Source organism: Rhodococcus sp. OK611 (assembly GCF_003050885.1).
Lineage (GTDB): Bacteria > Actinomycetota > Actinomycetes > Mycobacteriales > Mycobacteriaceae > Rhodococcus_G > Rhodococcus_G oryzae.
Genome location: NZ_QAOZ01000004.1, coordinates 328,573 through 344,779, shown reverse-complemented (window position 1 = coordinate 344,779; position 16,207 = coordinate 328,573). Strand labels below are relative to the sequence as shown.

Here is a 16,207-nt window from a genome sequence, read left to right as displayed (position 1 = left end):
CCAGGATCCGGTCGAGCTGCAAAACCCTAACTGGGCTCGGTGCTCGCCCCCGCCGAGTCGATCAGGCGGGCGAGCGCGTCGCCGTCGGGCAGCTCGGTCGGCGCGATGGTCCGTCCGCTGCGCACATAGTGGAACGCCGCACGGACCTTACCCAACGGCACCGGCGGACCGCCCCTGGCGGCGGACCGCGCCGACATCAGCTCCGACCACGCCAGCCGGTAGGCCGCGAGCTGCATCACCACCGCCCGCTCGTTTGCAGCCGACGGCTCGGCACCGGTCTTCCAGTCGATCACGGTCCACCCGCCGTCCGGGTCGGCGAAGACCGCGTCGATGCGACCCCTGATCACCGTGCCCGCGATCGATGTCTCGAACGGGACCTCCACCTCGACCGGGCTGCGGTTCGCCCAATCCGAGCGCAGGAAGGCCTCCTGCAGCCCTTCCAGGTCGGTGTCTCCGACGGCCCCTGTGTCGGCGGCGCCCGGCAGCTCGTCCAGATCCAGCAGCCTGGTGGCACCGAACCTGCGCTCGATCCAGGCGTGAAACGCGGTTCCCCTGCGGGCCAGCGGATTCGGCGGATACGGCAACGGCCGACGCAGCCGGGCCGCGAGCGCATCGGGCGCGGCGGCCAGTTCCACCAACTGGCTCACCGACAGCTGTGCGGGCAGCGCGACCTCGGCGCGGGTCAGCGCCCGCTGCCTGCGCTCGGCCAGCAGCACGTCCACGTCGGCGGCCCAGCCCTCCGGGTCCGCATCGTCGTCTTCGGCCTCGTCTTCGTCTTCGTCTTCGTCTTCGTCTTCGGGGCCGAGCGCGATCAGTTCGGCCAGCACCAGTTCCGCGCCGTGTTCCACCGGATCACGCCTGCTCCCCAGCGGATCGCTCGGCCACTGCGCGGTCACCGGCTCCGCGGTGAGCGGATTCTCCGCGTCCTCGTCCGGGGCCTGCGCCCACAGCTCCACCGTCCCGATCGGTTCGGTCGGGTCGGCACTGTCGACGAGCTCGCGCATCTCCAGCAGGAACTCCGACGGACCCCGTGGCGCGCTGCCCGACTCCGACCAGTGATGGCCGGACAGATACAGCGCCCGCTCGGTACGGGTGAGCGCCACGTAGAACAGGCGCCTGTCCTCGTCGAGCCTGCGCCGACCCAGCGCGGCCTTGTGGTCGGCGAGGGCGTCCTCGAGGTCCTTGCGGTTGAACAGTTCCTCGAGATCGAGCACCGGGACACCTTCCGCGCCATCGCCGTCTCGGGCCCGGTCGCCGCGCAGCGCGGGCGGCAGTTCACCGACCGCTCCCAGCCAGCTGCCGGAGGCGGTCTTCGACGGGAACACGCCCTCCACCAGGTGGGGCACCGCGACGACCTCCCACTCGAGCCCCTTCGCCGAGTGCACCGTCAGGACCTGCACCCGATCCGGCGCGACCTCGACCTCGCCGGGGGCCAGGCCCTTCTCGATCGTTTCGGCGGCCGACAGGAAGGCCAGCAGTCCGGTCAGCGTCGCCGTGGAATTGCGGGAGTACCCGGCGACCGCGTCCGCGAAGGCGTCCAGATGCTCGCGGCCCGCACCACCGTCACCTGTGAAGCGCAGCCGGGCCTGCGCCTCGATGCCGATCCCCAGCACCCGCTCCACCTCGGCCACCAGCTCCGTGAGCGGCTGACCGATGCGCTCGCGCAGCGAGACCAGTTCAGCCGCCAACGCCCCGATCCGGGCGTAGCCGAGGGGCGAATAACGCTGCGGCCCACCGGGGTCCGAGATCGCGTCGGCCAGACCGGCGAGCTCGGCGTGCTCGCCGGGGAGCGCGGCCTCGAGAGCCTGGTCGAGGCTCGCCGCATCGGTGACCGCTCCCCCGGTGCCGTGTGTCGACCCGATCGCCAGCTCGCGCGCCCTGCGCCACAGCGCGGCCAGGTCGGCGGCCCCGATCTGCCACCTCGCCCCGGTCAGGATCCGCATCGCCGCGCTGCCAGCGAGCGGATCGGCGACCATCCGCAGCATGGCGATGACGTCCGCCACCTCGGGTGTGTGCAGCAACCCGCCGAGCCCGACCACCTCGACCGGCAGGCCGTGGCGGCGCAGCGCGGCCGCGATCGGCGCGGCGTCGGCGTTGCGGCGGATCAGGACGGCCGCGGTGGGCGGGGCCTGGCCGGAGGCGGCCGCGGCGGCGTACTCCTCGGCGATCCGGGCGGCGAGCCAGTCCCGCTCGCGCTCGACGTCCTCGGTGACCGCGAGCCGGACGTCACCTGCGACCGCGCCGGGCCGCGGCCGCAGCTGCTGCACGGGAACGCCACGCTCGCGCAGCGATTCCGAGGCCGCGTTCGCGAGGGTCAGCGCCTCGGGCGGGTTCCGCCAACTGGTGAGGAGCTCGAGGCGCGGCGCGGGATCGCCGCCCGGCAGCGGGAAGTCGGTGGCGAACCTGGGCAGGTTGGCCGCCGACGCGCCCCGCCAGCCGTAGATGGACTGCATCGGGTCGCCGACTGCGGTCAGCGCGAGGTCGCCGTCCTCGCCGCCGCCGAACAGCGAGGAGAGCAGCACCCGCTGGGCGTGCCCGGTGTCCTGGTACTCGTCGAGCAGCACCACCCGGAAGCGCTTCCGCTCCGAACGCCCCACCTCGGGATGCTCCGAGGCGACCCGGGCGGCCAGCGACATCTGGCTGCCGAAGTCGAGCGCGCCCTCCCGCCTGAGAGTCTCGGAGACCCGCTGCACCAGCGGCAGCAGGGCGACCCGCTCGTGCTGGGTCTCGAGGACGTCGAGCAGTTCCTTCTTCGGCCCGCCGCGCTGCTTGGGGCCCGCGGGCAGCGTGTGGATCAGCTTGTCCAGCTCGGTGTGTGCCTCGCGCAGGTCGTCCGGCTCGACCAGATGCTCGGCCAGCTGCCCGGACAGCGCGAGCACCGCCTCGGTGAGCGAGGTCGGGGTGCGGTCGGTCTCCAGGTCGCCGTCCCATGAGCTGACCACCTGGTGCGCGAGCTGCCACAGCTCGGTCTCCGACAGCAGCTCGGCGGACGGCTCGATCGGCAGCAGCAGCCCGTGCTCGGACAGCAACCGGCCGGCGTAGGAGTGGTAGGTGCTCACCTCCGGCTCACCGCCGAGGATCCGCCCGCGCAGGTCACCGGTCGGATCGAGCTTGCGCAACAGGGCCGAACCGGCAAGGCGCGCAAGACGTTGCCGGATCCGGCTGGTGAGCTGCTGGGCGGCCTTGCGGGTGAAGGTGAGCCCGAGGACCTGCTCGGGGTCGACCAGGCCGTTGGCCACCAGCCAGACCACCCTGGCCGCCATCGTCTCGGTCTTGCCCGCTCCCGCGCCCGCGACCACCAGGGTCGGCCCGAGCGGCGCCGCGATGACGGCTGCCTGTTCGGCGGTCGGCGGATGCTGGCCGAGCGCGACCGCCAGGTCGGCCGGGCTCACCCGGACCCGACTCCTCCATGTCTCGGTGTCCCGCATCATCCCTCGGTCACCTGCCGTCCGGTCTCCTGTGCCGGGCAGCTCGACCGGGCGGGGCAGTGCCTGCACCCGTCGTTCGGCTGCGCCCGGAACCCTGGGCCCTTGGTGGCCGCGGCCGCGTCGTGCACCACGGTGAGCCACTCCTGTTCGCCGTCCTCGCCGAGCGGGGTCTGCAGGCGCTGGGTGGCGCCCTCCTTCTTGTTCGGCTTCGCCACGAACACCAGGCGCGCCCCGCCCGGCTCCGAGGGCGGCTCGCCCTCGATCGCGCCTGCCAGCGCCGCCACCTGATAGGTCGCCAGCTGCGCGTGCTGCTGCGCGGCCTCCTTGCTGACCGGGCTGCGCGCGGTCTTCACGTCCACGATCACCGGCCTGCCCTCGGTGTCGCGCTCGAGGCGGTCGATCCGGCCGCGCAGCCGGATCTCGGGTCCGCCCTCCTCGCGTGGTTCAAGGACGCCGTCGACGGCGACCTCGACGCCGACCTCCGTGAGCTCGCCGCGCGAGAGCCGCAGCCACTCGGAGAAGCTGTCGAGCATCTGACCGGTACGGTCCATCTCCCGTCTCGAGTACCACTGCGAGCCGAGATCGACCGCGTCCCAGGCGGTGGCGAGCGCCTTGCGCACCTGGTCGGGCGGCAGCTTGCCCGCCACGGCCTGGACCAGGGTGTGCACCAGGGTCCCGGTCACCGCGTGGGTGTTCTCGCCGTCGGTGCCGCCGTTGCGTTCGAGCGCCCACCGCAACGGGCACGTGCTCAGCTGCTCGATCGTCGACGGCGACAGCGGGACCGGCCCGTCGTCGGGTTCCCACAGCGGGGCGTCGGTGCTCATCCCGCCCACACCCCACCAGTTCTGCGGATGCGCGCCGCGCACACCGTCCCTTGCCAGCCGGGCGAGTTGCCGAGCCGCCCGGGCCTGACGCTGCGGATCGCTGCGGGCGAGGTCCGGATCGCACACGGCCCGCCGGAGTTCCGCGACCAGCGACGGCAGCGACAGCACCCGCCCCGCGGGCACCGGCTGCTCCACGACCGCCTCCGCGGGACCGTCGTCGCCCTCGACGCGGCCGATGAGCTCGTCCACGAACCGCGAGGGCACCAGGTCCGCATCCCCTGTCGCCGACTCGACGGCGGTGATCAGCAGGGACCGGCGGGCCCGACTGCAGGCGAGCAGGAACAGTCGCCGCTCCTCGGCCAGCAGCGGGGCGGTCCGCGACAGCTGCGACTCGCTCGCCGGGGAGGCGTCGCCGACGCCGGCGGTGAGATCGACCAGCACCTCGGTGCCCAGCAGGGTGCCGCGGGCCCGCAGGCCCGGCCACAGCCCCTCCTGGACCCCTGCGACGGCCACCACGTCCCATTCCCGGCCGGCCGCGGAGTGCGCGCTGAGCACCGTGACCGCTTCTCCGGGGACCGCGACGGTCCTCGAGTCGGTCGAGATCTGTTGTTCGGAAAGGTATTCCACGAAACCGGCGAGAGTCGCCCTTGGCAACCGGTCGACATAGCCGGCGGCGGCGTCGAAGAGCGCGACCACCGCGTCGAGGTCCCGGTCCGCCTGCGCGCCGATCGGCCCGCCGCGCAGCGAGGCGGCGGCCCACCGCTTCTCCAGGCCGGTCGCCTGCCAGCTCGCCCAGAGCACGCCCTCGACGCCGCGCCCCTTCCGGTGGGCGGCCCTGGCCTGGCCGAGGATCGACAGGACCCGGCGCAGGGCGGCGGACTCGCCGTCGCTGAGCTTGGCGATCAGGCCGCGGTGCTCGTCCTCGCCGTCGACGATCAACGACCGCAGGAGGTCCGCGGAGTCGCGCTGACCACCCGCGGCGAGCTCCACCCTGCGCAGGCCGCGGCGGAGCCGCCGCAGCGTTACCGGATCGGATCCCCCGACCGGTCCTGACACCAGCGCCAGCGCGTCCTCGCCGGTGAACTCGACGCCCGCGACCGCGCGCAGCACCAGCAGCAGGCCGCCGACCGAATGCTGACGGGCGAGTGGGAGTTCCGAGGCCGACGTGGTGACCGGGACGCCCGCCGCCAGCAGGGCGCGGCGCAGCGGGGGCAGCACCCGCGGCACCGACCTGACCACGACCGCCATCCGCGACCAGGGCACACCGTCGTGCAGGTGTGCGCGGCGCAGGGTGTCGGCGATCAGCGCGGCCTCCTTGCCCTGGGTGCCGAGCACCTGCACCTGGGCCCGGCCCGGTTCGTCGGTCGCGGCCGCCGCACCCCGATGCGGCGGCCGGCCGGGAAGGCGGCCGGCGATCGCTGCCGTGACCGCCGAGATCCGTTCCGCGCAACGATGATCGGTGTCGAGGATCAGCCGGTTCTGCGAGCCGGTGTCGGCGACGTCCATCAGGAACCGCGGGTCGGCCCCCCGGAATCCGAAGACCGCCTGGTCCGGATCGCCCGCCACCACGGCCAGATCGGTGCCCGCGCCGAGCAGCCGGACCAGCTCGGCCGCCTGCGGGTCCAGGTGCTGGGCATCGTCGACGAGCAGGTACCGGATCCGTGAGCGCTCCTGCTGCAGCAGCTCCGGGTCGGTGGCGAACGCGGTCAGCGCCGCGCCGACGAGTTCGGCCGCGTCGAGCGCGGGTGCCGTGGCCTCGGGGGCCTCCACCCCGACGGCGCCGCGCAAGAGCATCACGTGCTCGTAGTGGGCGGCGAAGCGTCCGGCCGCCACCCACTCCGGCCGTGAGTGTGTCCGGCCGAGGGCGACGAGGTCCTCGGGCCCGAGGCCGCGCTCGCCTGCCCGCAGCATCAGATCACGCAGCTCGACCGCGAAGCCGGTCAACGACAGCGCGGGCCGCAGCCGCTCCGGCCAGTGCAGGGCACCGTCCGCGACGTCACCTCGCAGCATCTCGCGCAGCACCGCGTCCTGCTCGGCCCCGGTGATCAGCCGCGGCGGCGGGTTGGAATGCGCGGCGGCCTGCAGGCGGAGCACCGCGAACGCGTACGAGTGCACCGTCCTGACCAGCGGCTCACGGGTGGCCCGCAGCGCGTCGGGGCCGGCGGACCCGAGCAGACCCGCGGTGATCGCCTCCCTGACCACGGTGGCGGCGCGGCGTGAATGGGTCAGCACGAGAATCGATTCCGGGTCGCACCCGCCGTCGGCGATCCGCGAGACCGCGAGGTCGACCAGCAGCGAGGTCTTGCCCGTGCCCGGGCCGCCGAGCACCTGCCACGGCCGTCGACCCCTGCTTCCGCGCGGCACATCCATCAGCCGCTGCGCTTCGGGGCCCCACGCCCGGCGCGGGCCTGCCTCCGTCGACCGACGGACCAACGTGGCGGTGGGCCGCCGCGACTGTTCCCGATCGACCGACATGGGTGGCATTCCATCACGGGAGGCAGACAACCACCGCCGCGCGTCCGCCACGTCCTCCGTGATCCGTGGGATCCGGCAAGATGTCCGGCATGGGCGAGATCCACATCCACCGCTTCGGGCCCCCGGCCGGCAGGCAGGTCCTGGCGCTGCACGGCCTCACCGGCCACGGTCAGCGCTGGCAGCACCTCGCGGAGGGGCACCTGCCCGAGGCCAGGGTGATCGCGCCCGACCTGCGGGGCCACGGCCGCTCGACGTGGTCGCCGCCCTGGGGCATCGCCGACCAGGTCGACGACCTCGTCGGGGTCCTGGAGACCGAGGCCACCGAGCCGGTCGTGCTGGTGGGCCACTCGTACGGCGGCGCCATCGCCGTGCACCTGGCCCGCCGGGTACCGGAGCGGGTGCGCGCCCTGGTGCTCCTCGACCCCGCGATCGGAATGGATCCGGCGTTCATGGCGGAGATCGCCGACCTGACCGTCCGGTTCCCGGACTACACCGACACCGCGGAGGCGCGTTCGGAGAAGGTGCATGGGGCGTGGGCGGACGTGGCGGACGACGTGCTCGACGCCGAGCTCACCGAGCACCTGATCGACCGCGAGGGCGGCCGGGTCGGCTGGCGGATGTCGATCCCGGCGATCGTGGCGTCCTGGGGCGAACTGGCCCGGCCGTTCGTGCTGCCGCCCGCGGACCTGCCCACGATCCTGGTGCAGGCGATGCGGGTGCAACCGCCATATGTCACCGCGGCATTCCGGACCGCCCTCGCGGCACACCTCGGCGATCGCCTCACCGTGGTCGAGATGGACGTAGATCATATGGTCGGGCAGGCCAGGCCGGTAGACGTCGCGGAACTGATCGGGAAGCTGCTGTAGGTGGCCGCCACCACGGAGGCGCAGATCGAGCGGGTCCGCGAGCTGGTCGCGGCGATCCCGCCCGGCAAGGTGGCGACCTACGGCGACATCGCGGCGGCCGCCGGGCTGTCGAGCCCCAGGACCGTCGGCTGGATCATGCGCACCGACTCGGCCGACCTGCCGTGGCACCGGGTGCTCGGTGCGAGCGGCAGGCCTGCCGCCCATCTCGCGCACCGTCAGATCTCGAAGCTGGCGCTCGAAGGTGTGCCGATCCGTGACGGACGGGTCGACCTCGCCGCCGCGCGACACGAGTTCTGAGATCGTCGAGCGATGAGCGGCGAACGCGACCTCGAGGTCCTGATCTCATCGATGAACCCGGTCCGACATCCGGGGACGTTCGTATTCGTCTCGGTGCCCGCTGCAGCGGCCGCCGGGATCCCGGCTGCGGCAACGATCACGGAGGAGGAGGGCGTCACCCTGGTGGTCGCCAAGGCGGAGGCCGACGCCCGCGGCTGGGGCTACGACTTCGAAGCGGCCTGGCTGACGCTGCGGGTGCACTCCGCGCTGGACGCCGTCGGGCTCACCGCGGCGGTGAGCTCGCGGCTGGCCGAGGCCGGCATCAGCTGCAACGTCATCGCCGGATACCACCACGACCACCTGCTGGTGCCCGTCGACGATGCGTCGCGTGCGATCGACGAGCTGAACGCGCTGGCCGCCGAGGCTCGGGGCCGCCGGGCTTGACCGATCGGCTGCTCAGTCCCCGACCGCCAGCTCGGCGCGTATCGCCTCCACGCCGGCGACCACCTCACTGAAGCTGGTGCTCAGCGGGCTCAGCCCCAGCCGAAGTCCCTCGGGCGCCCGGAAGTCGGGAATCACCCCGCGCTCCCACAGCGCGGGGGTCGCGGCCCGGAAGCGCGGGTGGTCGATGGTGACGTGGCCGCCGCGCAGACTCGGGTCGACCGGCGACGCGATCGTCACCCCCAGCGGAACGAGCGACTCGGCTACGAGCTCGAGCGTGAACTCGGTGAGCCGCACCGATTTCGCCCTGATCTCACCGATCCCCGCCCCGTCGATGAGCTCGACGGTGTCGCGCATCGCGATCATCCCCAGGATCGCCGGCGTGCCGCTGAGGATCCGCCGGATGCCGCGCGCGGGCCGGTAGCCCGCCGCCATCTCGAAAACGTCCTCGCGGCCCATCCACCCCCAGATCGGCTGCACGAACTCCTCCAGCAGCCCGGCGCGGACATAGGCGAACGCGGGCGATCCGGGCCCGCCGTTCAGGTATTTGTAGGTACAGCCGACGGCGAGATCGACTCCCCACTCGTCGAGTTCGATCGGGACCGAGCCGACCGAGTGGCACAGGTCCCACAACATGAGCGCGCCCGCAGCATGCGTGACCCGGGTGATCGAGGCGGCGTCGGCCAGATAACCCGACCGATAGGCGACGTGGCTGAGCACCACCAGCGCGGTCCGGTCCCCGACCACCGCGGCGACCTCGTCCGCGCGCACCCCGCTCCGCGGGTCCGACTCGATCCACCTCAGAGTCATCCCGAGCTCGGACGCGACCGCCTCGAGGACGTAGCGGTCGGTGGGGAAATTGTCTGTGTCCACCACGATCTCGTCGCGCCCCGGCCGCAGCGCGACGGCGCCCCTGGCCAGCTTGTAGAGCAGCACGCTGGTGGAGTCGCCCACCGCGGTCTGGCCCGCGGCCGCGCCGAGCACCACCCGCCCGAGATCATCGCCGATGGTCAGGGGCAGGTCGAACCACTCCTCGTCCCAGCCACGGATCAGCCTGCCGCCCCAGGACTCGGCGACGAAGCGGGCGACCTGCTCGGCACCCGCCTTGGTCGGCCGCCCCAGCGAGTTCCCGTCCAGGTAGGAGACGACGGACGGGGCGTCGACGAACAGGTCCCGGTACGAGCACAGCGGATCGGTATCGTCGAGTTCGACGGCGCGCACCGAGAAGTGTTGTGGGACAGGACTCGAGAGACTCATCCGAACTGCTCCTTGATCTGCGCCGACTCGAGGTTGCGGGTCGAGGCGAGCCAGGAGGCCCAGTGCCTCTCATCGCTGGGCGGCGCACCCGGCGCCCACGCGAGCCGGGTCGAGGTGCCCGGCGGCCACGGGATGGTGATCGACTCCAGCACCGCCACCCGATCGAGGCCTGCGTCGAGCAGGGCGTCGAGTTCACGCGGGTTGAGTCCGACCGGCTGCGGACCGTTGCCCTGGTCGGTTCCGTACTTCACGACCCCGCCACACGCACGGAACCGGCGAAGGTTGTCGGTGGCGACATCGAATTCGCCTCCGCGGCCGTGGATATCGAGCGTGCTGATCCACCGCATCGACGCCGCCATCGCCGTGAGCAGTTCCTCGGGCAGGCGCTCGGTCCACGGGGTGTGCGCGAGTCGTTCTACTCCGGCCTCGAAGGCGCGCGCGGCCTGGCCCCGTCCCTCCGCGTGCGCGACGACGGGAACTCCGTCCGCGTGCGCGGCTCCGACCAGTGCGTCGAGCGTCGCGTCGTCGAACACCGGCCCCGCCGCGCTGTTCAGCATGATCTTCACGAAGGACGCGCCCGCCCTGACCTGGGTGTCGACGGCGCTCGCCGCCGCCTGCGGTCCGTCGACCACGCGCACCGACTCGGCCGCCGCCCAGGACCGGTCGGTGGGGTATCCGCCAGGGGCGGTGAGGAACTGACCCGCAAAGCTCACCTCGGGTAGTCCGGTGTGCACCGCCGCGTCGGCGAACGGGGCGAGAACCGACGGCGGCGAGCCGAGGTCATGCACCACCGCCAGCCCACCCGCGAAGAGGGCGCCGGCATCGACCAGCCCGAGGTGCACGTGCGCGTCGCGCAGGCCCGCGAACACCACGCCGGGAATCTCGAGATCGGCGCGCCCGTCCATGGCGTTCCGCCGCCGAGCCGAGACCAGCAGATCGCCGCCAACCGTCAGTCGGCAGCGTCCCAACCACGCCCCGCTCCACAGGTTCGCGACGTCGACGTTCATGCCCCGGCCCGTCAGTTCCCCAGCTCGGTGCGTACCGCGAACAGCTCGGGAAAGAAGCTGAGTTCGAGCGCGCGCTGTAGGTACCCCGCGCCGCCAGAGGACCCGCCGGTGCCGGTCTTCATCCCGATCACCCGCAGCACGGTCCGTAGGTGCCGAAACCGCCAGAGCTGGAAGCTCTCCTCCAGGTCGACGAACTCCTCGAAGGACTCGTACGCGGGCCAGCAGTCCCCCGGATGCTCGTAGACGTGCTTGACCAGCGGCATCAGCTCTGGGTTCAGCACATAGGCCGCGGTGACCTCGCGGTCCAGCGCGGAGCCGGGCACGTCGTAGCCCGCACGGGCGAGGCAGCGCCAGAACTCGTCGTACAGGGTCGGCTCGCCCAGGAGATCGTCGAGGACGGCATGGGACGGCGGATCCGCCTCGAACACCCCGAGCAGGTCCGCGTTCTTGTTCCCGAGGATGAACTCGACGGCCCGGTACTGGTACGACTGGAATCCGGATGCGCTGCCGAGGAAACCTCGGAACTCGGCGTACTCGGTCGGCGTCAGCGTCGCCAGGATCGACCACTGCTCGGTCATCGACTTCTGGATGTGCTTGACGCGGGCGATGCACTTGAGCGCCACCCCGATGGCGTCCTCGGCGAACGCGGCGCGGGCCGCGCGGATCTCGTGCAGGACGAGCTTGAGCCAGAGCTCGGTGGTCTGGTGCGCGATGATGAAGAGCATCTCGTCGTGGTGCTGCGGCTCGCTGACCGGGTTCTGCGCGCTGAGCAGCGTGCCCAGGTCGAGGTAGGAGCCGTAGCTCATTCTGGCGCTGAAGTCCGTGACGATGCCAGGCTCGAGCTCCCGGAAGTTCGGTTCACCGCCCAGCGTCATGCGTGTGATTGTCCGCCGACCTGCGGATATCGTCCGCGGCCGTGGCCGAATCGTTGTGTTTACATCCGCACCGGGCAACTGCGACACTAAAAGGCGGCGTATTTCTACGACCGAATCGCGGTGAGCGATCATGGACGGCGAGTACGACGTCGCAATTGTCGGATCGAGCCTGGCCGGGTGCACGGCCGCCATCCTGCTCGGACGCCGAGGCCTGCGGGTGGCGCTGCTGGAGGCGAATCGGAATCCGGCGGCGTACAAGCGAATGTGCACGCACTACATCCAGTCGTGCGCGCTCCCCACCCTCCAGCGGCTCGGACTCGCCTCCGAACTCGAGGCCGCCGGGGCGATCCGCAACCACGGCAACGCCTGGAGTCGATTCGGCTGGGTCGAGGAACCGGAACCGACAAACCGACCATCGCACGGCTACAACCTCCGACGCGAGATCCTCGATCCGCTGATGCGGCGAACCGCCGCCAAGGCGCCGGGTGTCGATCTGATGTTGGGCGCGAAGCTGCGTGAGCTGACTCGAGGTCCCGATGGGCGCGTCGACGGTGTGGTCGCCGACCGCGTGGGACGGCTCTCCTGCCGACTGGTCGTCGGCGCGGACGGTCTGTCCTCGAAGGTGGCCCGGCTCGCCGGCCTACCCGGCCGGGAGTCCCGGAACGACCGCTTCGCCTACTTCGCCTCCTTCGTGAACGTCACCATCCCCCATGGGCAATCGGTCCAGCTGTGGCTGCTCGAGCCCGACGCGGCATACGCGTTCGGCAACGATGCCGGGGTCACCGTCCTCACCGCCGTGCCCGACAAGAGCCGACTGCCGGAGTTCGACGACGACAAGGAGGCAGCGCTGGTGCGCATGTTCGAGGGTCTGCCGGACGCCCCGGACCTGACCGATGCGGAGCGAGTGTCCGATGTCGTCGGCACCCGCGACTACCCGAGCGTCACCCGGCTCCGCATCGCCGCTCCCGGCGTCGCGCTCGTCGGGGACGCCGCCCTGGTACTCGACCCTGTCTGGGGCGCCGGGTGCGGCTGGGCGCTGCAGACCGCCGAGTGGCTGAGCGACTCCGTCGCGAAACCGCTCGTGACCGGCACCGACCGAGAGATAGACCGGGCGGCACGTCGCTACCAGCGTCATCACCGGATGCGACTGTGGCCGCACCAGTTCTTCGCGATCGAATTCAGCCAGCGTCCTCGACTCAATCCGCTGCAACGCCTGCTGTTCGCAGGCGCCGCCCGCGATCCGTGGGTGGCGGACCGGTTCTTCGCGTACGGCACCCGCAACCGCTCGCCCTTCGTGATGCTCTCTCCACGAATGCTGGCCCGCGCGGCGCGCGCCAGGCGAGCGGTCCGGTGACGATCCTCCTCGCGAATACGATGGACAGATGGATCAGACCCTGCCCCCGTGCCCCCAGTGCTCCTGCGAGTTCACCTACGAGATGGGCTCACTCCTTGTCTGCCCGGAATGCGCACACGAGTGGGCGGCGGGCGCGGGCGATGACGAGGGCACCGACGTGATCCGCGACGCCGTCGGCAACGTGCTCGCCGACGGCGACACCGTCACGGTGATCAAGACGCTCAAGGTCAAGGGCAGCCCGACCGGCATCAAGTCGGGCACCAAGGTGCGCAACATCCGTCTGGTCAAGGGCGTCGGCGACCATGACATCGACTGCAAGGTCGACGGCATCGGTCCGATGCAGCTCAAGTCGAGCGTGGTCAAGAAGGCCTGACTCGGGGTTACGTCGACGGTTGCACCAGTGGGGCGCCCGCGACGTACTCCATCGCGGCCACGAATTCCGGCTGCTGCGAACGGATCTCGAGTTCTTCTGGCGTCAGATCCACCACGCGGGTCTGAATCCACCACAGGTTGCCCAGCGGATCGCGGACGCGACCGACGCGATCCCCGAAGAAGAGTTCGGTCACCTCCGTGACCGGCGTTGCCCCCGCCTCAAGTGCCTGCAGGAAGGTGGCATCGGCGTCCTCGACGTACAGCCGCAGGAAGCCGGGCGTGTCCGGCCAATCCGGGCGACCGTCGAACATCATCACCACCGAGTCCCCGATCCGCACCTCCGCGTGTCCGATCGCGCCCCCGTACTCGACGCGGGCCAGTTCCTCGGCGTCGAACGCGTCCCGCACGAAGTCGAGCAGCCGCGCGGTGTCCTGGGAGATGATCCAGGGCGTGACGGTGGCGTAGCCCTCGGGGACTGGCCGGACCTGGGTGGATTGCGTCGTCTTTTCCATGCCTCCGACGCTAGGGAGGATCGAGGACAACCGGCGTCCTCAATTCGAATCACCTGCAGATCAATGGGATCATCTATCGATGACCACCGGCGCTCCCTCGGCATATGATGCAGTCATTCTCGCCGGCGGATCCGCCACCCGGATGGGTGGCGTCGACAAGCCCGCGATCGTCATCGCCGGCCGTTCGATGCTGCGCGCCGCGCTCGACGCCGTCGCCGGGGCGGAGCGGGTGGTCGTCGTCGGACCGCACCGCGACGACCTCGCCGCCTCGATCGCACAGACTCAGGAATCGCCTGTCGGCGGCGGCCCGGTCCTCGCGATGGACGCGGGCCTGCTCGAGTTGGGCGGCGGCACCACCCCGGTGGTGGTGATCGCCGCCGACCTACCGTTCCTGTCCGCGGCATCGATCGAGAGCCTGGTCGCGGCGCTAGACCGCGAGCCGAGTGCACCCGCGGCCTTTGCGCTCGACGAATCCGGTCGGGTGCAGTTCCTCCTCGGTGTGTGGCACCGGGATGCGCTGTCCGCGGGGCTCGACGAGCTCGGGCGCACCGATCTGGCCAACAGGCCGATGAAGACACTGATCCCGGCCGGGTACGTCACCGTTCCCATGGCCGGGATCTCCGACTGCGACACCGAGGCCGATGTCGCAGCCGCCCGGGCGCGCAGCGCCTCCCCCGCCGTCGGTCTCGATGAGGCCAGGCGGGCCGTCCGCGAGGCCGTCGCCATGCTGCCCGCTCGCTCGGCCGCCCCGCTCGCCGCGATCGGGGGGGTGCTGGCGCGACCGATGCTCGCCGCCGACGCGCTGCCCCGGATCGACATCTCGGCGATGGACGGCTACGCCGTATCCGGCGACGGCCCCTGGCAACTCGACACGGCCATCCGCTATGCCGGCTCGGAGGACGAGGTCGAGCTCGAACCCGGGCACGCGGTGCGCATCGCCACCGGTGCCCATGTGCCGTCCGGGGCCACCTCCGTCGTGCGCGATGAGCACGTCGAACTCGCGGACACCACGCTGAGCAGGCGCCCGGACGCACCGGTCCGCGACGACACCCGCAGGCGCGGTGAGAACTGGCAGCCGGGTGCACCGCTCGCGGAGGCGGGCGAACCGGTCACCCCCGCCGTCGTCTCGGTGGCGCTCAGCGGCGAGGTCACCGAACTACTGGTCCGTGGGCCCGTCACGGCCCACATCGTGGTGACCGGGGACGAGATCCGCCGAGACGGCCCGTTGCGCACCGGCCAGACCCGGGACAGCCTCGGACCCGTGATGCCGCATTTCTTGTCCTGGTGCGGGATTCGCACGGCCGCCGAATCGCACCTGCGCGACACCGTCGGGGGCTTCGATGAGCTACTGGCGCAGCCGGTTTCGGACACGGGAGCGCAACCCGACCTGATCGTCATCGTCGGCGCGACCGGGGGCGGCGCCGCCGATCACCTGCGGATGGCGCTCACCCGCTGCGGCGCCCGCCTGGTGGTCGGGCGGGTGCGATGCCGGCCGGGCGGTTCGCAGGTGGTCGCGGTGCTGCCGGACGGCCGCATCGTGCTGGGGTTGCCCGGCAACCCCTTCGCGGCGGTCGCCACGATGCTCATGACGGCGCCTGCCGTGGTCGCCGCGCTCACCGGCGCCCCGGCCCCTACCCGGCCGCGCGCGCCGATCGAGAACGCCGCGGAACTCGCCTCCGACGCCCCTCGGGTCGTCACGGCCACCCGACGGTCAGACGGTCACTGGTACGCGACCGCGCCGGTGGGGACGGCTCACCTCGCCGCGCTGATCGGGGCCGACGCCCTCGCGATCATCGAACCGGCAACGCCTGACGGTGGCTCCGCGGAACTGCTGCCGTTGCCTCGTTGACGGACGCGATGTCCGCGCAGCCGGCGCGATAGCGGTCGGCCAACAGCCGAACCAGAGCCGGGTGCACCCCGAGCGGCTCGGCCACCCCGTCCGATCCGGCATCGACCAGCCTCCGGTGGAACAGGCCGTGCGCCAACAGATACGAGGCGATGAACACCCGGCGGTGACCCGCCGACCGCAGCCCCTCGACCACCTCGGGCACCCGCGGCTCCGCGGTCGCGACGTAGCCGATGTGCACCGTGCTCCGGACCAGTTCCGCGAGCATCATGGCGCCGCGGCGCACGTCGGCCAGCGCGCGCGGATCCGACGATCCGGCCGCCGCGAGCACCACCGCGTCGCCCAGCCGCCAGCCCGCCTCGCGCAGGCGCTCGAACAGCACGGTGGCCAGCACCGGGTCCGGCCCGAGTGCCCTGGTGACGGTCACATCGGGGTGCCCGGAATCGACGACCTCGCGCGGGACGTCCGTGTGCACGTGATACCCCGAGGCGAGAAAGGCGGGCACCACGACGGCGGGCCCGCCGAGGTCGCGGAGCACCTCCGAGGGCGACGGACCGAGGACGTCGACGAAGGCGACGCGGGTGGTGCCCACCTCGTCCGCCACGGCATCGGCGAGCGCGGCGACCATGTCGACGCCGCGCGGGCTCCTGGTGCCGTGCGCGACGAGCACCAGC

Annotated in this window: 13 protein-coding genes; 6 read left to right on the top strand and 7 right to left on the bottom strand. The window is 71.9% G+C overall.

Annotation, left to right across the window (positions count from 1 at the left end):
- Positions 1-26: 26 nt before the first annotated feature.
- Together C8K38_RS07225 and C8K38_RS07220 are read right to left on the bottom strand one after the other, a co-directional pair.
- Complete coding sequence (locus C8K38_RS07225) at positions 27-3,431, bottom strand: ATP-dependent helicase (protein ID WP_373560231.1); 3,405 nt, start codon at positions 3,429-3,431, stop codon at positions 27-29.
- On the bottom strand, positions 3,428-6,727 hold the full coding sequence (locus tag C8K38_RS07220; protein WP_097210605.1) for an ATP-dependent helicase: 3,300 nt from the start codon (positions 6,725-6,727) through the stop codon (positions 3,428-3,430). Before C8K38_RS07220 ends, C8K38_RS07225 begins: the two co-directional genes overlap by 4 nt.
- An 80-nt stretch (positions 6,728-6,807) precedes the next feature.
- Between C8K38_RS07220 and C8K38_RS07215 the strand changes: the two genes are divergently transcribed.
- From C8K38_RS07215 to C8K38_RS07205, 3 genes are read left to right on the top strand one after another with little or no spacing between them, the layout of a single operon-like run.
- Positions 6,808-7,593: an alpha/beta hydrolase gene (locus C8K38_RS07215; protein ID WP_373560230.1), complete on the top strand. Its 786-nt coding sequence runs from the start codon at positions 6,808-6,810 to the stop codon at positions 7,591-7,593.
- Entirely contained in the window at positions 7,594-7,890 is a 297-nt protein-coding gene (locus tag C8K38_RS07210; protein ID WP_097210604.1) for an MGMT family protein, read from the top strand. It abuts the gene before it with no gap.
- A 12-nt stretch (positions 7,891-7,902) separates the two neighbouring features.
- Positions 7,903-8,313 (top strand): ACT domain-containing protein, encoded by a 411-nt coding sequence (locus tag C8K38_RS07205; protein WP_097210603.1) that lies wholly within the window; start codon positions 7,903-7,905, stop codon positions 8,311-8,313.
- A 12-nt stretch (positions 8,314-8,325) separates the two neighbouring features.
- Here C8K38_RS07205 and C8K38_RS07200 read toward each other — a convergent pair whose 3' ends face one another.
- From C8K38_RS07200 to C8K38_RS07190, 3 genes are read right to left on the bottom strand one after another with little or no spacing between them, the layout of a single operon-like run.
- Positions 8,326-9,567: a kynureninase gene (locus C8K38_RS07200; protein WP_097210602.1), complete on the bottom strand. Its 1,242-nt coding sequence runs from the start codon at positions 9,565-9,567 to the stop codon at positions 8,326-8,328.
- Complete coding sequence (locus C8K38_RS07195; protein ID WP_097210601.1) at positions 9,564-10,574, bottom strand: amidohydrolase; 1,011 nt, start codon at positions 10,572-10,574, stop codon at positions 9,564-9,566. The genes C8K38_RS07200 and C8K38_RS07195 overlap by 4 nt, the downstream gene beginning before the upstream one ends.
- Positions 10,575-10,585: 11 nt before the next feature.
- The gene (locus C8K38_RS07190) at positions 10,586-11,449 is read right to left on the bottom strand and encodes a tryptophan 2,3-dioxygenase (protein WP_257017118.1); all 864 of its coding nucleotides are present in this window, start codon (positions 11,447-11,449) and stop codon (positions 10,586-10,588) included.
- Between the two features lie 130 nt (positions 11,450-11,579).
- Here C8K38_RS07190 and C8K38_RS07185 point away from each other — a divergent pair, with 130 nt between their 5' ends.
- Both C8K38_RS07185 and C8K38_RS07180 read left to right on the top strand, forming a co-directional pair.
- Positions 11,580-12,803 carry an NAD(P)/FAD-dependent oxidoreductase gene (locus tag C8K38_RS07185; RefSeq protein ID WP_097210600.1) on the top strand — a complete coding sequence of 408 codons (1,224 nt, stop codon included), beginning with the start codon at positions 11,580-11,582 and terminating at the stop codon, positions 12,801-12,803.
- 28 nt (positions 12,804-12,831) lie between these two features.
- The gene (locus tag C8K38_RS07180; protein WP_097210599.1) at positions 12,832-13,176 is read left to right on the top strand and encodes a zinc ribbon domain-containing protein YjdM; all 345 of its coding nucleotides are present in this window, start codon (positions 12,832-12,834) and stop codon (positions 13,174-13,176) included.
- A gap of 7 nt (positions 13,177-13,183) precedes the next feature.
- On the opposite strand, the gene C8K38_RS07175 is transcribed toward C8K38_RS07180, so the two are convergent.
- Positions 13,184-13,687: a VOC family protein gene (locus tag C8K38_RS07175; protein ID WP_097210598.1), complete on the bottom strand. Its 504-nt coding sequence runs from the start codon at positions 13,685-13,687 to the stop codon at positions 13,184-13,186.
- A gap of 79 nt (positions 13,688-13,766) precedes the next feature.
- Between C8K38_RS07175 and C8K38_RS07170 the strand changes: the two genes are divergently transcribed.
- Positions 13,767-15,536: an NTP transferase domain-containing protein gene (locus tag C8K38_RS07170; RefSeq protein ID WP_097210597.1), complete on the top strand. Its 1,770-nt coding sequence runs from the start codon at positions 13,767-13,769 to the stop codon at positions 15,534-15,536.
- Here C8K38_RS07170 and C8K38_RS07165 read toward each other — a convergent pair.
- Positions 15,478-16,161 (bottom strand): sirohydrochlorin chelatase, encoded by a 684-nt coding sequence (locus C8K38_RS07165; RefSeq protein WP_245222396.1) that lies wholly within the window; start codon positions 16,159-16,161, stop codon positions 15,478-15,480. The genes C8K38_RS07170 and C8K38_RS07165 overlap by 59 nt on opposite strands.
- Between the last annotated feature and the right edge of the window lie 46 nt (positions 16,162-16,207).